The following is a 19,466-nucleotide window of genomic DNA, read 5'->3' as shown; positions in this document are numbered from 1 at the left end:
GAATTGCTTTTCTCGGGATACGGTCTGCCCATGAGCAACAGCGATGCCATTTCCCGTGTGAACCTCAAGAAGATCACCCCGGATGTCTCCAAGGCGATGGGTTCCTGCACGCCGCCGCGGTGTCCGCGGCGGCGGACGCCAAGGTCGAGCCGGAACTGCTCGAACTGGTCAGGATCCGCGCCTCGCAGCTCAACGGCTGCGCCTTCTGCCTGGACATGCGCACTAAGGACGCCCGGGCCGGGGGCGAGACCGAGTAGCGCATCTACGCGCTGAACGCGTGGCGGGAGACCCCCTTCTTCGCCGAACGGGAGCGCGCGGCCCTGGCGTTGACCGAGGCGGTCACCTTCGTCGCCGAGGGCCAGGTGCCGGACGCGGCCTACGCCGAGGCCGCGCGGGTCTTCGACGAGGCGCAGATCGCGGCACTGGTCTGGGCGGCCACCGTCATCAACGCGTACAACCGCATCGCGATCGCCACGCGAATGGTGCCGGGGGCTTACCAGCCGGCCAAGAAGTAATGGCAGGGAGAGAGGAAAGGAAAAATCGGGAATGCGGAATTCGAACATCGGTGCTGTTGGTCAATGTCCGGTTTTCGCGCGTTCTATTTGTCCGGCAGCGGCTCCGTGAGGCTCTCCAGCCATTCCCGCCATTCCGCCGCCCGCAGCGCCGGTCCGGCCGCCAGTTCGCCGCCCGCCCAGCCCGTCACCGGCCGGATCCCGTGCAGCGCGTTCACGAGCCACACCTCCCCGCCGTCGAGTGCGGCGAGGGTCCGCTCGCGGTGGGCGATACGGATGCCGTGCCGTACGGCCCGCTCCTGGACCAGTCCCGTGGAAGCCCTCGCCCCGGGTGCCCTCCAGGGCGATGCCCAGCTCCCCCCGGACCACCGAGCGGGCACCGTCGGCGGCGACGAGGTACCCGGCGCGCCACTCGCGCCCGCCCTCCCCGGCGAGCACGATCCCGTCCGGAGAGGTGCGGGCGCCCGTCACCCGTGCGCCCCACCCGCCCGCGCGCACGCGGCCCGCAGAAAGCGCTCGGTGTCCACCTGCCGCAGACTGGGAGATCCGCAAGAGCGTGACCCCACGGCGCGGCAGGTCCGCCCGGTCCAAGGGCGACAGCTGACCGCAGGCCCGCCGGGCCGCCCGAACCCGAGGGCCGGCGCCGCCGCGGGCGGCCGGCCGTCGGGAGGGAGGCGTCACGGCTTGGCCGGGGCCTCCCCGAGGCGGGCCTGTGCCGTGGGCGCCTCCGGCGCCGGGGCCTCGCCGAACCGGGCCAGCAGCAGCGCCCCCACCACGGCGACACCGAAGCCGAGCACCGCCAGCCAGCCCAGGCCCTCGCGTGTCCGGTCGCCCAGCCACACCACCCCGACCGCCGCCGGCCCCACGGTCTCGCCCAGCACCATGCCCGCCGTCGCCACCGTCACCGAGCCCCGCTCCAGGGCCGTGGTCAGCAGCAGGAAGGCCGCGCCGCCGCCCACCAGCAGCGCGTACAGCGCCGGATTGGTGAGCAGGGCGGACGGTGTGAGCCCGTCGATCAGCCGTACCGCCACCTCGACGACCCCGAACCCGAACCCGGCGCCCAGCCCCAGCGCCAGCGACCGCCCCCGCGCCGGCAGCCGCCCCCCGGCCAGCCCCAGCAGCAGCACGGCCACCGCGGTCGCGAGCATCGCGTACTTCAGCGCCATGGACCCTGGCCGGCCGCCCTCGGCCCCGGAGGCCAGCCCCAGCAGCGCGAGCCCGGCGCACACCACCCCGACCGCGGCCCACTCGCTCCCGGCCAGCCGCACCCCGAGCAGGCGCGCCCCGGCCACCGCCGTCACCGCGAGGCTCGACGCGAGTGCCGCGCCCACCACGTAGATGGGAAGCGACCGCAGCGCCACGATCTGGAGCAGGAACCCGAGCCCGTCCAGCGCGAGCCCCGCCAGATACCGCCACTGCCGCAGGGCCCGCAGCAGCAGCGCCGCGTCCCCGCCCCCGCCCGGGCTCGCCGCGCGTGCCGCGACCGCCTGCAACACCGTCGCCATACCGAAGCAGACCGCCGCGCCGAGGGCGCACACCATTCCAAAGAACACAAAGCGACTGTAAGGGAGTGGGCGGAGGAAGGGGGCCGATCGAACACCAGAGTGGCGCTCTCTAGTGTGGTGGCCGAAAACCTCTCACCGACGTCTCAACGAACACTCACTCGACGGGGGAAACGGACATGGCGGACGCTCGCCGGCAGCTGCGCTCGGGCACGGTCGTCCTCGGCGGCATGGGGCTTCTCGCGGCGGCGCTGACCGCCTGCTCCTCCGAGCCGGACAAGCGCTGCGTCGACCGCGACAGCTACACCCTGGGCAAGGGGTACAAGATCGTGGCCGACAAGAACTGCACCTCCCACGCGTCGACCGCGCACGGCGGCTGGTACTACGGGGGCACCAAGAAGAGCGGCTTCGTGGACGGCGGCTCCTTCACCAGGCCGAGGAGCTCCGGCAGCCACAGCGGCAGCCGCAGCGGTGTCCACCGCGGCGGCTTCGGCGGCCACGGCAAGTCCGGCGGCTGAGCGGCCGTGGAACGCCGCCGTAGCGAGCCCCGTCCCGACTGGCAGCGGACCGTCGAGGCGCAGGGCCTCGTCTACCCGCTCACCCGCCACCCGGACGACTCCCTGCGCCCCTACTGGGACGAGAGCGCGTACTACGTCTTCGGTCTGGACGAGGTGGAGGCGCTGGAGGAGGCCGTCGAGGAACTGCACCGGATGTGCCTGGCCGCCGCCGCGCACATCGTCGCGGAGAACCGGTTCGCCGACCTCGGCATCACCAATCCGCGCGTCGCCCGCGCGGTCGCCGAGGCATGGCACCGCCGCGCCGAACTCCCCTCCGTCTACGGCCGCTTCGATCTGCGCTACGACGGCACGGGCCCGGCCAAGCTCCTGGAGTACAACGCCGACACACCCACCTCCCTGGTCGAGGCCGCCTCGCCGCAGTGGTTCTGGATGCAGGAGCGCTTCCCGGGCGCCGACCAGTGGAACTCGCTCCACGAACGCCTCGTCGCCGTCTGGCGGAAGCAGTCCGAGCTGCTCCCGCCCGGCAGCCCGCTGTACTTCGCGCACTCCTCCGTCGACGAACTCGGCGAGGACCTGATGACGGTGGCCTATCTCAAGGAGACCGCCGAGCAGGCCGGGCTCGACACCGACTGGATCTCCATGGAGGAGATCGGCTGGGACCCCTTCTCGGAGCGCTTCGTCGACAACCGGCTCCGCTTCATCCGCAGCTGCTTCAAGCTCTACCCCTGGGAGTGGCTCCTCACCGACGACTTCGGCGGCCATGTCCTGGACACCCTCGACAACGGCGGCGGCACGGGGAGCACGCTGTGGATCGAGCCCGCCTGGAAGATGCTGCTCAGCAACAAGGCGTTGCTCGCGATCCTCTGGGAGCTGTACCCGGGCCACCCGAACCTCCTGCCGGCCCACCTCGACGGCCCCCGGGACCTGGCGCACACCACGGGCTACGTCGCCAAGCCGCTGCTGGGCCGCGAGGGCGAGGGGGTGACGATCCACGAGCCGGGCGCCGAGCCCGTCGTACGGGACGAGCCCTGCTGCTACCAGGAACTGGCGCCCCTGCCCTCCTTCGACGGCAACCATGTCGTCCTCGGCGCCTGGGTCGTCGGGGACGAGTCGGCCGGGCTCGGCATCCGCGAGTCGTCCGGCCTGGTCACGGACGAGTACGCACGGTTCCTTCCGCACGTGATCCTGTGAGGCCCGTGAGGGGCCCGCATGGTGGACGTACGCCCCCGCCGTCCGACCGGCCCGGTAGGCTGATCGCCGGGCCGTGACTGGCGCGCTGGGATGGGACCGACCATCGGGGAGCGGCCCTGATGTGACGAGTGCCGTGCGCCTGGGCCGACCGTGAACCGTGACCGTTTCAAGCCACGCCACCCGGAGGCCGACATGCCGGAGCAGCAGCCACTCTCCACCGAGTCCACCGCCTTCCGCGCCGCCCTCGACGTGATCCGCGCCGTCGAGCCCCGCGTCGCCGACGCCATCGGGCAGGAGGTCGCCGACCAGCGCGAGATGCTCAAGCTGATCGCGTCGGAGAACTACGCCTCGCCCGCCACCCTGCTGGCCATGGGCAACTGGTTCAGCGACAAGTACGCCGAGGGCACCATCGGCCGCCGCTTCTACGCCGGCTGCCGCAATGTCGACACCGTCGAGTCGGTCGCCGCCGAGCACGCCAGGGAACTGTTCGGCGCCCGTCACGCCTACGTCCAGCCGCACTCCGGCATCGACGCCAACCTTGTCGCCTTCTGGGCCGTCCTCGCCCAGCGCGTCGAGACCCCCGCCCTGGAGAAGGCCGGCGTCCGCCAGGTCAACGACCTCTCCGAGGAGGACTGGGCCGAGCTGCGCCAGGCCTTCGGCAACCAGCGCATGCTCGGCATGTCCCTGGACGCGGGCGGCCACCTCACCCACGGCTTCCGCCCGAACATCTCCGGCAAGATGTTCGACCAGCGCTCCTACGGCACCGACCCGGCCACCGGCCTGATCGACTACGAGGCCCTGCGCGCCTCCGCCCGCGAGTTCAAGCCGCTGATCATCGTCGCGGGCTACTCGGCCTACCCCCGCCTGGTGAACTTCCGGATCATGCGCGAGATCGCCGACGAGGTCGGCGCCACGCTGATGGTCGACATGGCCCACTTCGCGGGCCTGGTCGCGGGCAAGGTCCTCACCGGCGACTTCGACCCGATCCCGCACGCGCAGATCGTCACGACCACCACCCACAAGTCGCTGCGCGGCCCGCGCGGCGGCATGGTGCTGTGCGACGACTCCCTGAAGGACCAGGTCGACCGCGGCTGCCCGATGGTGCTGGGCGGCCCCCTCCCGCATGTGATGGCCGCGAAGGCGGTGGCCCTGGCGGAGGCCCGGCAGCCCTCCTTCCAGGACTACGCCCGGCGGATCGTGGACAACTCCCGCGCCCTGGCCGAGGGCCTGACGCGCCGCGGCGCGACCCTGGTGACCGGCGGCACGGACAACCACCTCAACCTGATCGACGTGGAGACCTCGTACGGTCTCACCGGGCGCCAGGCCGAGGCGGCCCTGCTGGAGTCGGGCATCGTCACCAACCGCAACGCCATCCCGGCCGACCCGAACGGCGCCTGGTACACCTCCGGCATCCGCATCGGCACGCCCGCGCTCACCACCCGGGGCCTCGGCACCGCGGAGATGGACGAGATCGCGGCCCTGATCGACCGCGTCCTGACGACGACCGTCCCCGGCACCACCGCCAAGGGCGCCCCGTCGAAGGCCCAGCACGTCCTGGACCCGAAGATCGCCGACGAGATCGCCCACCGCGCGAGCGACCTGCTCCAGGGCTTCCCGCTCTACCCGGAGATCGACCTGGGCTGATCCGGCCCCCGGCGGAGCGCTCCGCCGCTCACAGTTCGATCAGCTCCTGTCGCGGCTCGCGAGGCATGCCCTGCCTCCGGGCCGCGGCCCGGCGCACGGCGTAGGGGCCGAGGACACCCAGCGCCAGCCCCGCCGCCGCTCCGGCGGCCCCCCACCGCAGGCCGTCCGGGAGGCCGTCCGCGGCCGCGGGGGCGGACTGCTCGAAGAGCCCCTCCCGCTCCAGCCGGTCGAAGACGAGCCGCGGTGCCCGGTGCCACCGGATGTCGTCGTCGGAGACGTCCGGCGCCGGATCGGACCGGACCCACGGCGTCCCGTCCGCCGCCAGGAACAGCTGGTCCTGCCGCTCCACGGCCACATCTCCGCCCGGCGCCCGGCGGGTGTACGGCCACCCCCCGATCCCGGTCAGCGCCCACACCACGGTGGCCCGCACCCGCGGATACCGGCCCTCGGTCCAGGCGCCCGGCACCGGCTCGGTCCCGTTCTCCGTCGGGGACATCAGCTGCCACAGCAGCGCGAATCTCTGGTCCCCGGAGCGCAGTGTCGTCGTACGGCCCGTGCCGTTCGTCACGACGAGCGCCAGATCCGGGATGTCCTTGCGCATCGCCCACGCCGGGGCGGCCGCCCCCGCGAGCACCGCGACCGCCATCGTCAGCGCCGCCACCAGAGCACGCAGCCCCCGCACGCCTTCCCCCTCGCTCCTCATGCCCCTTTGTTACACCGTCCGCCTTACGGCAGGGTCACCCCGTGGTGCACGGTCCGCGCCCCGCCTGTCGCCCACTGCTTCCGGAACGGCCCTGCGGACCTGAGAGAATGGTGAACATGGCCTCAGACAGTCCCCGCGTGCTCTCCGGGATCCAGCCCACCGCCGGCTCGTTCCACCTCGGCAACTACCTCGGTGCCGTCCGTCAGTGGGTGGACCTGCAGGAGACCCACGACGCGTTCTACATGGTCGTCGACCTGCACGCGATCACGGTCCCCCAGGACCCGAAGGAGCTGCGCGCCAACACCCGTCTGGCCGCCGCCCAGTTGCTCGCCGCCGGGCTGGACCCCGAGCGGTGCACGCTCTTCGTCCAGAGCCATGTCCCCGAGCACGCCCAGCTCGCCTGGGTCATGAACTGCCTCACCGGCTTCGGCGAGGCCAGCCGGATGACCCAGTTCAAGGACAAGTCCGCCAAGCAGGGTGCCGACCGCGCGAGCGTGGGCCTGTTCACGTACCCGATCCTCCAGGTCGCCGACATCCTGCTGTACCAGGCGAACGAGGTGCCGGTCGGCGAGGACCAGCGCCAGCACATCGAGCTGACCCGCGACCTCGCCGAGCGCTTCAACGGCCGCTTCGGCGACACGTTCACGATCCCGCGGCCGTACATCCTCAAGGAGACGGCGAAGATCTATGACCTCCAGGACCCGTCGATCAAGATGAGCAAGTCGGCGTCCACGCCGAAGGGCCTGATCAACCTGCTCGACGACCCGAAGGCCACCGGCAAGAAGGTCAAGAGCGCCGTCACCGACACGGACACCGTGATCAGGTTCGACCGGGAGGAGAAGCCGGGCGTCAGCAATCTGCTGACCATCTACTCCACCCTCACCGGCACCGCGGTCGCCGATCTGGAGGAGCGATACGCCGGCAAGGGCTACGGCGCGCTCAAGACGGACCTCGCCGAGATCATGGTCGACTTCGTGACGCCGTTCCGGGAGCGCACCCAGCAGTATCTGGACGACCCCGAGACGCTCGACGCGGTTCTGGCCAAGGGTGCGGAGAAGGCGCGTACGGTCGCGGCGGAGACGCTCGCGCAGGCGTACGACCGGGTGGGCTTCCTGCCTGCCAAGCACTGACCCGTCCCGTGCCCCGACGCGCCGTGGAGTGCTGCACTCCACTCTGACTGTGCCTGCCCGACGGCAGGGCGTGGTCGTACAGTCGGAAAGCGAACACCGTGACGGCAGTCCGTCCCGCCCCGGCCACGCACACCAACACGACGACAGGAGACGACGTGGGGACCGTAACGATCGGTGTGTCGATCGCGGTCCCGGAGCCTCATGGCAGCCTCCTCCAGGAGCTGCGCGCGGGCTTCGGCGACGCCGCGGCTCACGGCATCCCCACGCACGTCACCCTGCTGCCGCCGACGGAGGTCGGCGGCGGCGAACTGCCCGCGATCGAGGCGCATCTGGTCGACGTCGCGGCGGCAGGGCGCCCCTTCCCGATGCGGCTGTCCGGGACGGGCACCTTCCGGCCCCTGTCGCCCGTGGTGTACGTCCGGGTCGTCGAGGGCGCGGAGGAGTGCGCCTGGCTGCAGAAGCAGGTCCGGGACGCCTCCGGGCCGGTCGCGCGCGAGCTGCTGTTCCCGTACCACCCGCATGTCACGGTGGCCCACGGGATCGACGAGGCGTCCATGGACCGGGCGTACGAGGAGCTGTCCGGCTACGAGGCCCAGTGGCCGTGCACGGGCTTCGCCCTGTACGAGCAGGGACCGGACGGCATCTGGGGCAAGCTGCGGGAGTTCCCGTTCGGCAGCGCGATGGTGCCGCCTCAGGCCACCGCCCCGACCGAGGACGCCAACCTCCCCACCCGCCGCGCCTAGGCGGCCCGCACTACAGCGGCAGACGCCGGAACAGCGCCCTCGGCAGATGCCGCAGGGCCGACATCACCACGCGCAGGACCCCCGGCACCCACACCACCTCCGACCGCCTGCGCAGCCCCAGCTCGATCGCCGTGGCGACCTCCTCCGGGGTCGTGGCCAGCGGCTCCTGGTCGTGCGCGGCCGTGCCGGGCCGCCGCAGGGACGCGGGGCGTACCACCATGACGTGCACCCCGGTGCCGTGGAGAGCGTCGCCGAGGCCCTGTGCGAAGGTGTCGAGCCCCGCCTTGCTGGAGCCGTAGATGAAGTCCGAGCGGCGGGCGCGCTCACCGGCGGCCGCGGACAGCACCACGAGCGAGCCATGGCCCTGGGTCTGGAGCGCCCGGGCGCACACCAGGCCCGCCGAGACCGCGCCCGTGTAGTTGGTCGCCGCGACGCGCGCCGCGGCCGAGGGATCGCGCTCGTCGGTCGCCTGGTCGCCGAGCACACCGAACGCGAGCAGCACCAGATCGACGGCCCCTTCCGCGAACACCTTGCCGAGCGCGTCCTCGTGGGACTCGACGTCCAGCGCGTCGAAGGCGACGGTGAAGGTGCCGGCGCCGAGCCCGCGCAGATGCCCGGCGGCCCGTTCCAGCTCGGGGGAGGGGCGGCCGGCCAGCCCGACGGTCCGGGTGCCGCGGACGATGAGGCGGCGGGCGGTGGCCAGCGCGATCTCGGACGTGCCGCCGAGGATCAGCAGGGAGCGAGGAGTGCTGAAAGCGTCCTTGTGGGCAGGCATGGCCGTGACCGTAGCGTGGCAAATGGGGCATACCCTCTTAATGTCTCAACTCGGCGGCGCTGCTCACTGAAATGGGTGATACGGGGAACGCTGAGTAGGCCGGGAGGCGGCGAAGGGCACGAGGGGAGCGTCTGATCATGGACTGGCTGAAGAGACTCCCCGGCATCGGACCGCTGGTCGTCCGGCTCATGGCCACGCACTCCTGGCGGTCCTACGAACGCCTCGTCCGGGTGAAGTGGACCCGGCTCGCGGCCGCCATGACGTTCGTCAGCTTCGTGGCGCTCTTCCCGCTGCTCACCGTCGCCGCCGCGATCGCCGCGGCCACGCTCAGCGTGGACCGGCAGAACAATCTGCAGAGCAAGGTCGCCGAACAGTTCCCCGGCATCTCCGGCCAGCTGGACATCCACGGCCTGGTCCAGAGCGCTGGCACCGTCGGCATCATCGCCGGTGCCACCCTGTTCTTCGTCGGCATCGGCTGGGTCGCCCAGATACGGGACTGTCTGCGCGCGGTGTGGGAGCTGCCCGACAAGGACGAGAACCCGGTACTGGCCAAGGCCAAGGACGGCGGGGTGCTCATCGGCCTGGGCGGCGCGGTCCTGACGACCCTCGCCATCTCCACCCTCGCCACCGCCCTCGTCGACTGGATGGCTGGGGAGCTGGGCCTCGACAAGGGCGGCTGGGGGAGTGTGCTGCTGCGGATCGCCGCCTTCGCCGTCGCCGTCCTCGCCGACTTCCTGGTCCTGCTCTACGTCCTCACCCTGCTGCCCGGCGTCGAGCCCCCGCGGCACCGGCTGCTGGTCGCCGCGCTGATCGGCGCCGTCGGCTTCGAGCTGCTCAAACTGCTGCTCAGCGGCTATATCCAGGGCGTCGCCTCGAAGAGCATGTACGGCGCCTTCGGGGTGCCGGTCGCGCTGCTGCTGTGGATCAACTTCACCGCGAAACTGGTGCTGTTCTGCGCCGCCTGGACGGCGACGCGGAACAGCGGGACCGAGGAGGTCAGGGACGCGTCCGGCGACGCATCAGATCGGGCAGCGGCCAGCGGCGGTTGACCAGGAAGCCACCCGCGGCGAGCAGGGCGAGCACACCGGCGCAGATGCCGAGCGCCACCCCGACCCCGCTGGATCCGCCGTTCTTCGCCGAGGCGGCCACCGGCTTGGCGCTCGCCCCGTCCTTGCCCCCGTTCGGGGTCGCTCCGGCGCCGCCCCGGGGGCTGGTGCCGACGCCCTTGGGGGCGACCAGCTCACCCACCGGCCTGACCTTCCCGGCGGCGCTGAAACCCCAGTCCAGCAGTCGGCCGGCCTCCCGGTAGACCTCGTTGTGCTCCTTCTTCTCGGGGTTCATCACCGTGACGAGCAGCACTCTGCCGTTGCGTTCGGCGACCCCGGTGAAGGTGGCGCCCGCGTTGGTGGTGTTGCCGTTCTTCACGCCGGCTATGCCCCGGTAGGGGCTTATGTCGAAGTCCCCGGCCAGCAGGCGGTTGGTGTTCTGTATCTCGAAGGACCCGCGGGTCGTCTTGCCCTTCTTCTTCGTGGTCTCGCCCGGGAACTGGGTGCGCACGGTCGAGCAGTACTCCCGGAAGTCCTTCTTCTGCAGCCCGGACCGGGCGAACAGCGTCAGGTCGTACGCCGACGAGACCTGCCCCGGCTCGTCGTAGCCGTCCGGGCTGACCACATGCGTGTCGAGGGCCTGCAGCTCCTCCGCGTGCGCCTGCATGTCGCGGACCGTCTGCGCGACCCCGTGGTTCATCGCGGACAGCACATGCACGGCGTCGTTGCCGGAGCGCAGGAACACACCGAGCCACAGATCGTGGACGGTGTAGGTCTCGCCCTCCTTGATCCCGACCAGGCTGGAACCGGAGCCCATGCCGGCCAGGTCGGAGGAGACCACCTTGTGCGTCTCGGTGCGGGGGAACCTGGGCAGCACGGTGTCCGCGAACAGCATCTTCAGGGTGCTCGCCGGGGGCAGCCGCCAGTGCGCGTTGTGGGCGGCCAGAATCTCACCCGACTCGGCGTCGGCGACGATCCAGGAGCGCGCGGTGAGGTCCTTCGGGAGCACCGGGGCGCCGTTGGCCAGGGTCACCTGGGTGCCGGGCCGGCCCAGCAGCTCTCCGCCGACCGTGGACATCGCCGCCGGAGGCGCGGCGGAAGGGGCCACGGCAGGGCTGCGCGGGGCCGCGAACGCGGTCGCGGGCGCGGCGAGAGAGAGGGACAACACAGCGGCGGAGGCGATCGGCAGGCGGCGCCGGGCGATCTTCTTCAAGGCGGACACGGTCGCGAACGTACCGGGTGCCCGACGGGAAGTCCCGGCCGGTCCCGGCCGATGGTCCGCACCCCCGGGCGAGTGGTCGTCGGGCAGCGGCGATACTGGGCTCATGCTGTGCCTGACCGGGGGACCGTCCCCGGACCCCTGGCCGGTCGGCTCGGCCTCGGGAGCCCGGCGCAGCGAGGAAAGGCCCGGTCTCGTGAAACTCAGCCGCCGCATCTCCTGGTTCCTGCTCGCATTCGGGGTGTGGAGCTGGTTCATCTGGATCACTTTCGTCAAGAACCTCTGGAAGGACGGCAGCGGACTCGCGTTCGACAACGCGGGGAACCCGACGGCGTACTTCTGGGTGCATCTGACGCTCGCCGTGGTCTCCTTTGTCTTGGGGACAGTCATCGGCGTCATCGGGTTGCGCGGGCTGCGCGCGTTGCGACGAACGCCATAGCGGAGATCGGGAACTCGGTGGTGGTTGTCGTCCTCGTCCTGGTCGCGGCGGCCGTCCTGGCCGCGTTCGCGGCGCTGCACCTTTGGGCGTGGCGCCGGCTGGTCCGCGACACGACCCGCGGCCCGGGCCCGGGCCCGGCCCGGCGCATCGGCACGGCCGTGGTCGTCGCCGGACCGGTGCTGACGGTCGCGGCCCTGTTCACCGAGCGCTCCGGAGCCCCCTTCTGGCTTCAGCGCGTGGTGGGCCGGCCGGGCTTCTGTGGCTGGCGCTCTCGCTGTATCTGCTGCTGGCACTGATGGCAGGCGAGGTCCTGCGACCGCTGGTGCACCGCCTGATGGACCGTGGCGCGCCGGCGCGGACGACCACGTCGAGGCCGGCCCCGGTCCCGGCGGAGACGGCATCCACGGCCCCCGTGGCCCCGATGCCTCCCGCGTGCGCCCCCGACGCGGACCCGGACCCGCAGCCGGCTGCCGAGACCGCCCCCACCGCCCCCTCCCGCCGCCTCTTCGTCTCACGTGTCATGGGCGGGGCCGTGGCCGCCGCCGCGGTCGGCACCGTGGGCTACGGCACCTACGGCGTGCTGCGCGGCCCCGCCGTGAAGCGCGTCACCGTTCCGCTGGCCAAACTCCCGCGCTCCGCGCACGGTTTCCGCATCGCCGTCGTGAGCGACATCCACCTCGGCCCCGTGCTCGGCCGGGACTTCGCCCAACGCGTGGTCGACACGGTCAACTCGACCCAGCCGGACCTGATCGCCGTCGTCGGCGACCTGGTCGACGGCAGCGTGCACGACCTGGGCTCGGCGGCGGCGCCCCTGTCGCAGCTTCGGGCCCGCCACGGCAGTTACTTCGTCACCGGCAACCACGAGTACTTCTCCGGCGCCGACCAGTGGGTCGAGGAGGTGCGCAGGCTCGATCTGCGCCCGCTGGAGAACGCGCGCACGGAGCTGCCCGCCTTCGATCTGGCCGGTGTCAACGACCTGGCGGGCGAGAGCGAGGGCGAGGGGCCCGATTTCGCCAAGGCGCTCGGTGACCGTGACCCCGCACGCGCCGTCGTGCTCATGGCCCACCAGCCCGTCCAGATCCACGAGGCCGTGCGGCACCACGTGGACCTCCAGCTCTCCGGCCACACCCACGGCGGCCAGCTCTGGCCCGGCGACTTCGTCGCGGCCGCCGCCAACCCGACCGTCGCGGGCCTGGACCGCTACGGCGACACCCAGCTGTATGTGACCCGGGGAGCGGGCGCCTGGGGCCCGCCGACGCGGGTGGGCGCGCCGTCGGACATCACGGTGGTGGAACTGGCGTCGCGCCGGGCGTGACGGACCGCGAGGGCCGCGGGTTCACTCCGAGGGCGACCGTGGGACGGTGTACAGCAAGCGCTTCACCCGCGGTGACATGGGCTTGAAACAATCCGTCGGTAAGTTCTTTCTCATCTCGGAAGATCCCTCTTCCCCAGATGAAACACCTGTGATTAGGTGATCCGCGCCACAGGGGAGTGGCATGCGCTGAGGGCCTGGGGAGGGGCGCCGATGCGATCGGTTCGCATGCGGATTCTCGCGACCGTGCTGGTACTGGCGGGAGTGGGAGTGGGCGGGTGGCAGTTGCTGCCGGCCGAGGAGAACACCGGCAAGACCATCACGGTCGGCACGGCGGACGCCGTCACGTCACTCGATCCGGCGGGCGCGTACGACGCCGGATCCTGGGCGCTGTACAGCAATGTCTTCCAGTCCCTGCTGACCTTCGAGCCCGACGGCGTGGCCCCCGTGCCGGACGCCGCCCAAAGCTGCACCTTCGAGGGGACGGACCTCACGACGTACCGCTGCACCCTGCGCAGGGGGCTGAGGTTCCCCGGCGGACGCACCATGACCGCCGAGGACGTCAAGTACTCCTTCGACCGGGTCAAGCGCATCAACTCCGACGTCGGTCCCGCCAGCCTGCTCGAGACGCTCCACTCGGTCGACGCCGACGGGCTCACGGTCACCTTCCATCTGTCGTCGCCCGACGCGACGTTCCCGTTCAAGGTGGCCACCGGCGCCGGTTCGATCGTCGACCGCACCAAGTACCCGAGCGACGCGCTGCGCAAGGACGACGGCGCCGACGGGACCGGCCCGTACACGCTGACCTCGTACACGAAGGACAAGGAGGCCGTCCTCGCGCCCAACACGCACTACCAGGGCGATGTGAAGGACACCGGCCGACCCGTGGTGCTGCGCTACTACGCCGACCCGAACGCCCTGGAGAAGGCGTGGAAGGGGCAGCAGATCGACGTCGCCACACGTCAGTTGCCGCCCTCCGTGCTCGCCGGGCTCTCGCCCAGCGACCCCACCGAGCGTGTCAGCGAGACCGACAGCGCCGAGATCCGCAATCTGGTGCTCAACACCGCCGCCGGATCACCGCTCCACGACCGCGGCGTCCGCCAGGCGCTCGCCCTGCTGATCAACCGTGAGGAGCTGGTCAGCAAGGTGTACGAGGGCACCACCGACCCGCTGTACTCGCTGATCCCGGCGGGCATCACCGGGCACACCACGTCCTTCTTCGACGCCTACGGCAAGCCCGACGCGCACAAGGCCCGTGCCCTGCTCGTCGCGGCGGGCGCGCATCTGCCCGTCCACTTCACCTACGGCTATGCCCAGGGCAGCGGTGCCGCCGCCGAGGAGGCCGCCGAGCTCAAGCGGCAGCTGGAGGCGAGCGGCCTGTTCACGGTGGACACCAAGGGCTATGAGTGGACCGACTTCCAGAAGCGCTACGCGAGCGGCAAGCTCGACGCGTACGCCGTCGGCTGGGTCGCCGACTTCCCGGACCCGGACACCTTCGGCGCACCGCTCGTCGGCACCGGCAGCAGCATGAAGAGCGGCTACAGCAACAAGGACGTCGACCGCCTCATCCTGGACAGCCAGCGCTACTCGGACCGCAGCCGTACGGCCGACGACTTCTCGCAGATGCAGCAGATCGTGGCCGAGGACGTGCCGTTGATCCCCCTGTGGCAGCGCAAGGAGTACGTGGTCAGCACCGAGGACGTCGGCGGCGGACAGTATCTGTCGGACGGTACCGGTGTCTTCCGGCTGTGGCGGCTGGGCTGGATCTGAGCTCTCAGGGGCGCCCGTCCGAGGCGGGCGCCCCCTTCCGCGCGGCGGGATCCGGAAGCGCCTTCGTCATCCCGGGCAGGAAGTCCGTGAACAGCTCGTGCACCTCGTGGACGAGCGGCCTGAGGACCCGGAACCGGGCCAGCGAGACGCCCCGGGCGGTGAGCCGGGCGCCGCGTTCGGCCAGCCGGTAGCTGCGCTCGCGTCCCTCGGTCCGGTCGAAGATCCAGTACAGGACGAGCCCCATCTGGGCGAGCCACATCAACTCAGGCAGCACGTCCCGCAGTTCCTCCGCCACCTTGGTCTTCGCACCGCGCAGCACCTCCTTGTGGACGCTGATGGCCTCCACGCGCGCGTGCTCCGACTCGGGGGAGAAGGGGCTGAGCGGACTGTCCGGGTCGGCGGCGTTCTTGAAGAACTGCACCGCGAACTCGTGGTACGGCGCGGCGATGTCCAGCCATGCCTTCAGCACCCCCGCGAGCCGCGCCTCCAGGTCGGTCTCCTCGGCCAGGATCCCCCGGACGGCTTCCTGGTGCTCGGCTGCGATCCGGTCGTAGAAACCCTGGATGAGGTGTTCCTTGCCGGCGAAGTAGTAGTAGGCGTTGCCCACGGAGACCCCGGCCTCCTGGGCGATGGCCCGCATGGTGGTTCTGTCGTAGCCGCGCTCCTGGAACAGCCGCATCGCCGTCTCGATGATCAGGGCGCGGGTCTGCTCGGACTTGGTGGGCACGAGGAGAGAGCCTAGTCCTCCTGCGTGCGCCGCCCCGCGTCGAGGATCTCCTTGACGTCCAGGGTGACCTTGGCACCGAGGGAGTCGGGGAGGGTGACCAGTTCCCCGGGGCGTGGACGCGGTGGGTGGCGTAGTCGTCCTCGCTTGGTTCCGTGAGCACGTGGATGCGCTGGTGCTTGCGGTCGACGATCACGTACACGGGGACATGGGCGGCGGCGTATGCGGACACCTTGGTGCGCAGGTCGGTCTTCCGGTTGCCGGAGGTGACCTCCAGGACGAGCCGGAAGGCTACAGGGTCGTAGCTGTTGTCCTTGACAAAGTGTTCATCGATGTCGGCATCGACGATCGCGAGGTCCGGGATGGCGTAGTCCGCGCCTGCGGCGAGCCACAAGCCGATGCCTTGGACACCGCCGATTCGCCGACGTCGAGACCTGCCGCGATGAACGGGCGCATGAACTTGGTCAGGGAGCGAGAGTGGGGAGCGTCCAGGGGCGGGACACGATGATCTGGTCTCCGATGATCTCGACTCGGTAGCCCGGAAGGCGGTCCATGATCCGGTTCGCTTCATCGATCAGTGAATCGCCATGGGGCCGCTCGACAGCTTCTGCTGACATCGGGTGCCTCCTGGGGGCTGGTGTCGAGAGCCTCATCGTAGACAGGGGAGCCCGGATTCGTCCCGATCGTGGTGCTTCACCCGATCGTGGCGGACACGCCCGAGGGCCCCGTTTCCAGCGGAAACGGGGCCCTCGGCCGTGGTGCGGGCGGACCTCAGAAGCGGCGCGTGATCAGCGCTCGCTTCACCTCCTGGATCGCCTTGGTGACCTCGATACCGCGCGGGCAGGCGTCCGTGCAGTTGAACGTGGTGCGGCAGCGCCACACGCCGTCCTTGTCGTTGAGGATCTCCAGACGCTGCTCGCCGGCGTCGTCACGCGAGTCGAAGATGAAGCGGTGCGCGTTGACGATGGCCGCCGGGCCGAAGTACTGGCCGTCGTTCCAGAACACCGGGCACGAGGACGTGCACGCGGCGCACAGGATGCACTTCGTGGTGTCGTCGAAGCGCTCGCGGTCCTCCGCCGACTGCAGACGCTCACGCGTCGGCTCGTTGGTGTCCTTCGCGATCAGGAAGGGCATCACGTCCCGGTACGCCTGGAAGAACGGCTCCATGTCCACGACCAGGTCCTTGAGGACCGTGAGGCCCTTGATGGCCTCGACCGTGATCGGCTTCTCGGGGTTGATGTCCTTGATCAGCGTCTTGCAGGCCAGACGGTTCTTGCCGTTGATCCGCATGGCGTCCGAGCCGCAGATGCCGTGCGCGCAGGAGCGACGGAACGTCAGCGTGCCGTCCATGTCCCACTTGATCTTGTGCAGACCGTCGAGGACGCGCTCCTTCGGGTCGATCTCCAGCTGGAAGTCTTCCCAGGTCGCCTCGGCCGAGACCTCCGGGTTGAACCGGCGGATCCGGAACGTGACGGTGATGAGGTGCGACGAGGCCGCAGCCTCCGCCTCCACCTTGTCCAGAACAGGGGTAGCCATCAGTACTTACGCTCCATCGGCTGGTAGCGGGTCTGGACGACCGGCTTGTAGTCGAGACGGATCGACTCGGTGCCGTCGTCGCCCACCTCGCGGTACGCCATGGTGTGGCGCATGAAGTTGACGTCGTCGCGGTTCGGGTAGTCCTCGCGGTAGTGACCGCCGCGGGACTCCTTGCGGGCCAGGGCGGAGACCGCCATGACCTCGGCCAGGTCGAGCAGGTTGCCCAGCTCGACGGCCTCCAGCAGGTCCGTGTTGTACCGCCGGCCCTTGTCCTGGATCGCCACGTTCTTGTAGCGCTCCCGGAGCTCGGCGATCTTCTCGACGGCCGTCTTGATCGTCTGCTCGGTGCGGAACACCATGACGTTGGCGTCCATGGTCTCCTGCAGCTCGCGGCGCAGCTCCGCCACGCGCTCGGTGCCCGTCGACGACCGCAGCCGCTCGATCTGCGAGACCACCAGCTCCGCCGGGTCCTCGGGCAGCTCGACGAACTCCGCCTTCTGCGAGTACTCGGCCGCGGCGATACCCGCGCGACGCCCGAAGACGTTGATGTCCAGCAGCGAGTTCGTGCCGAGGCGGTTCGCGCCGTGGACGGACACGCAGGCGACCTCGCCGGCCGCGTACAGGCCCGGGACCACCGTGGTGTTGTCCGACAGGACCTCACCCTCGACGTTCGTCGGGATGCCGCCCATCGCGTAGTGCGCGGTCGGCTGGATCGGGATCGGGTCCGTGTAGGGCTCGATGCCGAGGTAGGTACGGGCGAACTCGGTGATGTCGGGCAGCTTGGCGTCCAGCTGCTCCGGCGGGAGGTGGGTGAGGTCCAGGTAGACGTGGTCGCCCTCGGGACCGCAGCCCCGGCCCTCGCGGATCTCCGTGTAGATGGAGCGGGAGACGACGTCACGCGACGCCAGGTCCTTCATGACGGGCGCGTACTTCTCCATGAAGCGCTCGCCGTCCTTGTTGCGGAGGATGCCGCCCTCACCGCGCGCACCCTCGGTGAGGAGGATGCCCATGCGCCAGATGCCGGTCGGGTGGAACTGGAAGAACTCCATGTCCTCCAGCGGCAGACCACGGCGGTACACCGCGGCCTGGCCGTCACCGGTCAGCGTGTGCGCGTTCGACGTCACCTTGAAGAACTTGCCGGTGCCGCCGGAGGCGTAGATCACGGCCTTCGCCTGGAAGATGTGGATCTCGCCGGTCGCCAGCTCGTACGCCACCACACCGGCCGACTTCTTGACGCCGTCGACCTCGGTGATCAGCTGGTCCAGGACGTAGAACTCGTTGAAGAACTCCACGCCCTCCTTGACGCAGTTCTGGTACAGCGTCTGGAGGATCATGTGGCCGGTGCGGTCGGCCGCGTAGCAGGAGCGGCGGACCGGGGCCTCGCCGTGGTTGCGGGAGTGACCGCCGAAGCGGCGCTGGTCGATCTTCCCCTCGGGCGTCCGGTTGAACGGCAGGCCCATCTTCTCGAGATCGAGGACGGAGTCGATGGCCTCCTTCGCCAGGATCTCGGCGGCGTCCTGGTCGACCAGGTAGTCACCGCCCTTGACCGTGTCGAAGGTGTGCCACTCCCAGTTGTCCTCCTCCACGTTGGCCAGTGCGGCGGCCATGCCGCCCTGCGCGGCGCCCGTGTGGGAGCGGGTCGGGTAGAGCTTCGTGAGCACGGCGGTGCGGCTGCGCTTCGTCGACTCGATGGCCGCGCGCATGCCGGCGCCACCCGCGCCGACGATGACGGTGTCGTACTTGTGGATCTTCATGATTCTCGCAACCCCGTGCCTAGCGGATGTTCGGGTCGAAGGTGAAGATCACCAGCGTGCCCAGCAGGATGGTCCACACCGTGGCGGTGTAGAGCAGCGCCTTCAGCCACAGACGCGTGCTCGCCTGCTCGGCGTAGTCGTTGATGACCGTACGCAGACCGTTGGCGCCGTGCAGCATGGCCAGCCACAGCATGGCGAGGTCCCAGACCTGCCACCACGGAGAGGCCCAGCGGCCCGCCACGAAGGCGAAGCCGACCTTGGTCACGCCGCCGTCGAGCACCAGCTGGATCAGCAGGTGGCCGAGGACGAGGACGACCAGGACGATGCCGGACAGGCGCATGAACAGCCAGCCGTACATCTCGAAGTTGCCGCGGGTCGACTTGGGGGTCTTCTTCGTCCGCTTGCGGGGCGGCTCGATGACCGGCGCCGGGTTGTCGACGTCGTACAGCGGGGCACCCTCGACGGGGCCGATGCCGGAGGCGGTGGTTTCAGTCGTGGACATACGCGTCAGCTCCCGAACACTTCACGAGCGGCGTGGCCGAGAACGGGGTAGATGGCCCCGAGCATCAGCACGACCCAGAGGCCGACGACGGTCCAGAGCATCTGCTTCTGGTAGCGCGGGCCCTGCGACCAGAAGTCGACGGCGATGACGCGCAGGCCGTTCAGCGCATGGAAGAGGATGGCGGCGACCAGGCCGTACTCCAGCACGGCGACGATCGGCGACTTGTACGTGGCCACGACCTTGTCGTAGGCCTCGGGAGAGACACGCACGAGAGCGGTGTCCAGCACGTGTACGAACAGGAAGAAGAAAATGAGGACGCCGGTGACTCGGTGAGCCACCCAGGACCACATTCCTTCCCGGCCGCGGTACAGCGTTCCAGCCGGCACGGAAGAACCCTCCGGGAGCGGGGACTAGGGCCGCGCCGGCTTCTGTGTCGGTCGGGCCCG

20 protein-coding genes, 2 pseudogenes and 1 riboswitch are annotated in these 19,466 nt (G+C 70.4%); of the genes and pseudogenes, 11 read left to right on the top strand and 11 right to left on the bottom strand.

What is annotated here, in order from left to right; translation table 11 throughout:
* The first annotated feature begins 30 nt into the window (after positions 1-30).
* Positions 31-515 (top strand): annotated as a pseudogene (locus ACFYX0_RS00750) (carboxymuconolactone decarboxylase family protein).
* Positions 516-598: 83 nt separating this feature from the next.
* Here the strand turns inward: ACFYX0_RS00750 and ACFYX0_RS00745 are convergent.
* A complete protein-coding gene (locus ACFYX0_RS00745; protein WP_388964853.1) occupies positions 599-892 on the bottom strand; it encodes a hypothetical protein in 294 nt (97 codons plus the stop codon).
* A 297-nt stretch (positions 893-1,189) separates the two neighbouring features.
* Positions 1,190-2,053, bottom strand: a complete 864-nt coding sequence (locus ACFYX0_RS00740) for a hypothetical protein (RefSeq protein WP_388965316.1) — start codon at positions 2,051-2,053, stop codon at positions 1,190-1,192.
* 140 nt (positions 2,054-2,193) lie between these two features.
* Here ACFYX0_RS00740 and ACFYX0_RS00735 point away from each other — a divergent pair, with 140 nt between their 5' ends.
* The 3 genes from ACFYX0_RS00735 to ACFYX0_RS00725 all read left to right on the top strand — a co-directional run bounded on the left by ACFYX0_RS00735 (position 2,194) and on the right by ACFYX0_RS00725 (position 5,367).
* Positions 2,194-2,532, top strand: coding sequence for a hypothetical protein (locus tag ACFYX0_RS00735; protein ID WP_388964851.1), 339 nt, complete (start codon positions 2,194-2,196; stop codon positions 2,530-2,532).
* 6 nt (positions 2,533-2,538) lie between these two features.
* Positions 2,539-3,723, top strand: coding sequence for a glutathionylspermidine synthase family protein (locus ACFYX0_RS00730; protein WP_388964848.1), 1,185 nt, complete (start codon positions 2,539-2,541; stop codon positions 3,721-3,723).
* A 63-nt stretch (positions 3,724-3,786) separates the two neighbouring features.
* Positions 3,787-3,875, top strand: a riboswitch (ZMP/ZTP riboswitch).
* A gap of 40 nt (positions 3,876-3,915) precedes the next feature.
* Entirely contained in the window at positions 3,916-5,367 is a 1,452-nt protein-coding gene (locus tag ACFYX0_RS00725; RefSeq protein WP_355909171.1) for a glycine hydroxymethyltransferase, read from the top strand.
* A 28-nt stretch (positions 5,368-5,395) separates the two neighbouring features.
* Here ACFYX0_RS00725 and ACFYX0_RS00720 read toward each other — a convergent pair whose 3' ends face one another.
* Positions 5,396-6,070 carry a hypothetical protein gene (locus tag ACFYX0_RS00720; protein ID WP_388964845.1) on the bottom strand — a complete coding sequence of 225 codons (675 nt, stop codon included), beginning with the start codon at positions 6,068-6,070 and terminating at the stop codon, positions 5,396-5,398.
* A 116-nt stretch (positions 6,071-6,186) separates the two neighbouring features.
* Here ACFYX0_RS00720 and trpS point away from each other — a divergent pair, with 116 nt between their 5' ends.
* On the top strand, positions 6,187-7,200 hold the full coding sequence (gene trpS / locus ACFYX0_RS00715; protein ID WP_388964842.1) for a tryptophan--tRNA ligase: 1,014 nt from the start codon (positions 6,187-6,189) through the stop codon (positions 7,198-7,200).
* Positions 7,201-7,355: 155 nt separating this feature from the next.
* On the top strand, positions 7,356-7,943 hold the full coding sequence (locus ACFYX0_RS00710; RefSeq protein WP_388964839.1) for a 2'-5' RNA ligase family protein: 588 nt from the start codon (positions 7,356-7,358) through the stop codon (positions 7,941-7,943).
* 10 nt (positions 7,944-7,953) lie between these two features.
* On the opposite strand, the gene ACFYX0_RS00705 is transcribed toward ACFYX0_RS00710, so the two are convergent.
* Positions 7,954-8,718: an SDR family NAD(P)-dependent oxidoreductase gene (locus tag ACFYX0_RS00705; RefSeq protein WP_388964837.1), complete on the bottom strand. Its 765-nt coding sequence runs from the start codon at positions 8,716-8,718 to the stop codon at positions 7,954-7,956.
* Between the two features lie 137 nt (positions 8,719-8,855).
* On the opposite strand from ACFYX0_RS00705, the gene ACFYX0_RS00700 reads away from it, so the two are divergent.
* Positions 8,856-9,767, top strand: a complete 912-nt coding sequence (locus ACFYX0_RS00700; RefSeq protein ID WP_388964834.1) for a YihY/virulence factor BrkB family protein — start codon at positions 8,856-8,858, stop codon at positions 9,765-9,767.
* Here ACFYX0_RS00700 and ACFYX0_RS00695 read toward each other — a convergent pair.
* Complete coding sequence (locus ACFYX0_RS00695) at positions 9,715-10,986, bottom strand: D-alanyl-D-alanine carboxypeptidase family protein (protein WP_388964832.1); 1,272 nt, start codon at positions 10,984-10,986, stop codon at positions 9,715-9,717. The two genes, ACFYX0_RS00700 and ACFYX0_RS00695, sit on opposite strands and share 53 nt — an antisense overlap.
* 193 nt (positions 10,987-11,179) lie before the next feature.
* On the opposite strand from ACFYX0_RS00695, the gene ACFYX0_RS00690 reads away from it, so the two are divergent.
* The 4 genes from ACFYX0_RS00690 (at position 11,180) to ACFYX0_RS00675 (ending at position 14,504) form a co-directional block, all read left to right on the top strand.
* Entirely contained in the window at positions 11,180-11,422 is a 243-nt protein-coding gene (locus ACFYX0_RS00690) for an SCO4848 family membrane protein (protein WP_311698260.1), read from the top strand.
* A 17-nt stretch (positions 11,423-11,439) separates the two neighbouring features.
* The gene (locus ACFYX0_RS00685) at positions 11,440-11,718 is read left to right on the top strand and encodes a hypothetical protein (protein ID WP_388964830.1); all 279 of its coding nucleotides are present in this window, start codon (positions 11,440-11,442) and stop codon (positions 11,716-11,718) included.
* Positions 11,718-12,737 (top strand): metallophosphoesterase, encoded by a 1,020-nt coding sequence (locus ACFYX0_RS00680; protein WP_388964827.1) that lies wholly within the window; start codon positions 11,718-11,720, stop codon positions 12,735-12,737. The genes ACFYX0_RS00685 and ACFYX0_RS00680 overlap by 1 nt, the downstream gene beginning before the upstream one ends.
* Positions 12,738-12,947: 210 nt before the next feature.
* Entirely contained in the window at positions 12,948-14,504 is a 1,557-nt protein-coding gene (locus tag ACFYX0_RS00675; RefSeq protein WP_388964824.1) for an ABC transporter substrate-binding protein, read from the top strand.
* Between the two features lie 4 nt (positions 14,505-14,508).
* Here the strand turns inward: ACFYX0_RS00675 and ACFYX0_RS00670 are convergent, their stop codons facing one another.
* From ACFYX0_RS00670 to sdhC, 6 genes and pseudogenes are all read right to left on the bottom strand, one after another.
* The gene (locus ACFYX0_RS00670) at positions 14,509-15,231 is read right to left on the bottom strand and encodes a TetR family transcriptional regulator (protein WP_355909150.1); all 723 of its coding nucleotides are present in this window, start codon (positions 15,229-15,231) and stop codon (positions 14,509-14,511) included.
* Between the two features lie 11 nt (positions 15,232-15,242).
* Positions 15,243-15,845: pseudogene (locus tag ACFYX0_RS00665) on the bottom strand (Uma2 family endonuclease).
* A gap of 154 nt (positions 15,846-15,999) precedes the next feature.
* Positions 16,000-16,764 carry a succinate dehydrogenase iron-sulfur subunit gene (locus tag ACFYX0_RS00660; protein ID WP_355909147.1) on the bottom strand — a complete coding sequence of 255 codons (765 nt, stop codon included), beginning with the start codon at positions 16,762-16,764 and terminating at the stop codon, positions 16,000-16,002.
* A complete protein-coding gene (sdhA, locus tag ACFYX0_RS00655) occupies positions 16,764-18,518 on the bottom strand; it encodes a succinate dehydrogenase flavoprotein subunit (protein WP_388964821.1) in 1,755 nt (584 codons plus the stop codon). Before sdhA ends, ACFYX0_RS00660 begins: the two co-directional genes overlap by 1 nt.
* A gap of 19 nt (positions 18,519-18,537) precedes the next feature.
* Positions 18,538-19,020, bottom strand: coding sequence for a succinate dehydrogenase hydrophobic membrane anchor subunit (locus ACFYX0_RS00650; protein ID WP_311698246.1), 483 nt, complete (start codon positions 19,018-19,020; stop codon positions 18,538-18,540).
* A 5-nt stretch (positions 19,021-19,025) separates the two neighbouring features.
* Positions 19,026-19,406 carry a succinate dehydrogenase, cytochrome b556 subunit gene (gene sdhC / locus ACFYX0_RS00645; protein WP_311698245.1) on the bottom strand — a complete coding sequence of 127 codons (381 nt, stop codon included), beginning with the start codon at positions 19,404-19,406 and terminating at the stop codon, positions 19,026-19,028.
* Between the last annotated feature and the right edge of the window lie 60 nt (positions 19,407-19,466).

This window comes from Streptomyces sp. NPDC002573 (assembly GCF_042889625.1).
Taxonomy (GTDB): domain Bacteria; phylum Actinomycetota; class Actinomycetes; order Streptomycetales; family Streptomycetaceae; genus Streptomyces; species Streptomyces gibsoniae.
Note: the sequence above shows the minus strand (reverse complement) of the source record. Positions and strands in the feature narration are given on the sequence as shown.

Excerpts from the sequence above, each read along its gene's own strand:
- ACFYX0_RS00740 (WP_388965316.1), bottom strand. The coding sequence starts at position 2,053 with ATGGTGTGCGCCCTCGGCGCGGCGGTCTGCTTCGGTATGGCGACGGTG.
- ACFYX0_RS00735 (WP_388964851.1), top strand. The coding sequence starts at position 2,194 with ATGGCGGACGCTCGCCGGCAGCTGCGCTCGGGCACGGTCGTCCTCGGC.
- ACFYX0_RS00725 (WP_355909171.1), top strand. The coding sequence starts at position 3,916 with ATGCCGGAGCAGCAGCCACTCTCCACCGAGTCCACCGCCTTCCGCGCC.
- ACFYX0_RS00720 (WP_388964845.1), bottom strand. The coding sequence starts at position 6,070 with ATGAGGAGCGAGGGGGAAGGCGTGCGGGGGCTGCGTGCTCTGGTGGCG.
- trpS (WP_388964842.1), top strand. The coding sequence starts at position 6,187 with ATGGCCTCAGACAGTCCCCGCGTGCTCTCCGGGATCCAGCCCACCGCC.
- ACFYX0_RS00705 (WP_388964837.1), bottom strand. The coding sequence starts at position 8,718 with ATGCCTGCCCACAAGGACGCTTTCAGCACTCCTCGCTCCCTGCTGATC.
- ACFYX0_RS00700 (WP_388964834.1), top strand. The coding sequence starts at position 8,856 with ATGGACTGGCTGAAGAGACTCCCCGGCATCGGACCGCTGGTCGTCCGG.
- ACFYX0_RS00680 (WP_388964827.1), top strand. The coding sequence starts at position 11,718 with ATGGCAGGCGAGGTCCTGCGACCGCTGGTGCACCGCCTGATGGACCGT.
- ACFYX0_RS00675 (WP_388964824.1), top strand. The coding sequence starts at position 12,948 with ATGCGATCGGTTCGCATGCGGATTCTCGCGACCGTGCTGGTACTGGCG.
- ACFYX0_RS00660 (WP_355909147.1), bottom strand. The coding sequence starts at position 16,764 with ATGGCTACCCCTGTTCTGGACAAGGTGGAGGCGGAGGCTGCGGCCTCG.
- sdhA (WP_388964821.1), bottom strand. The coding sequence starts at position 18,518 with ATGAAGATCCACAAGTACGACACCGTCATCGTCGGCGCGGGTGGCGCC.
- ACFYX0_RS00650 (WP_311698246.1), bottom strand. The coding sequence starts at position 19,020 with ATGTCCACGACTGAAACCACCGCCTCCGGCATCGGCCCCGTCGAGGGT.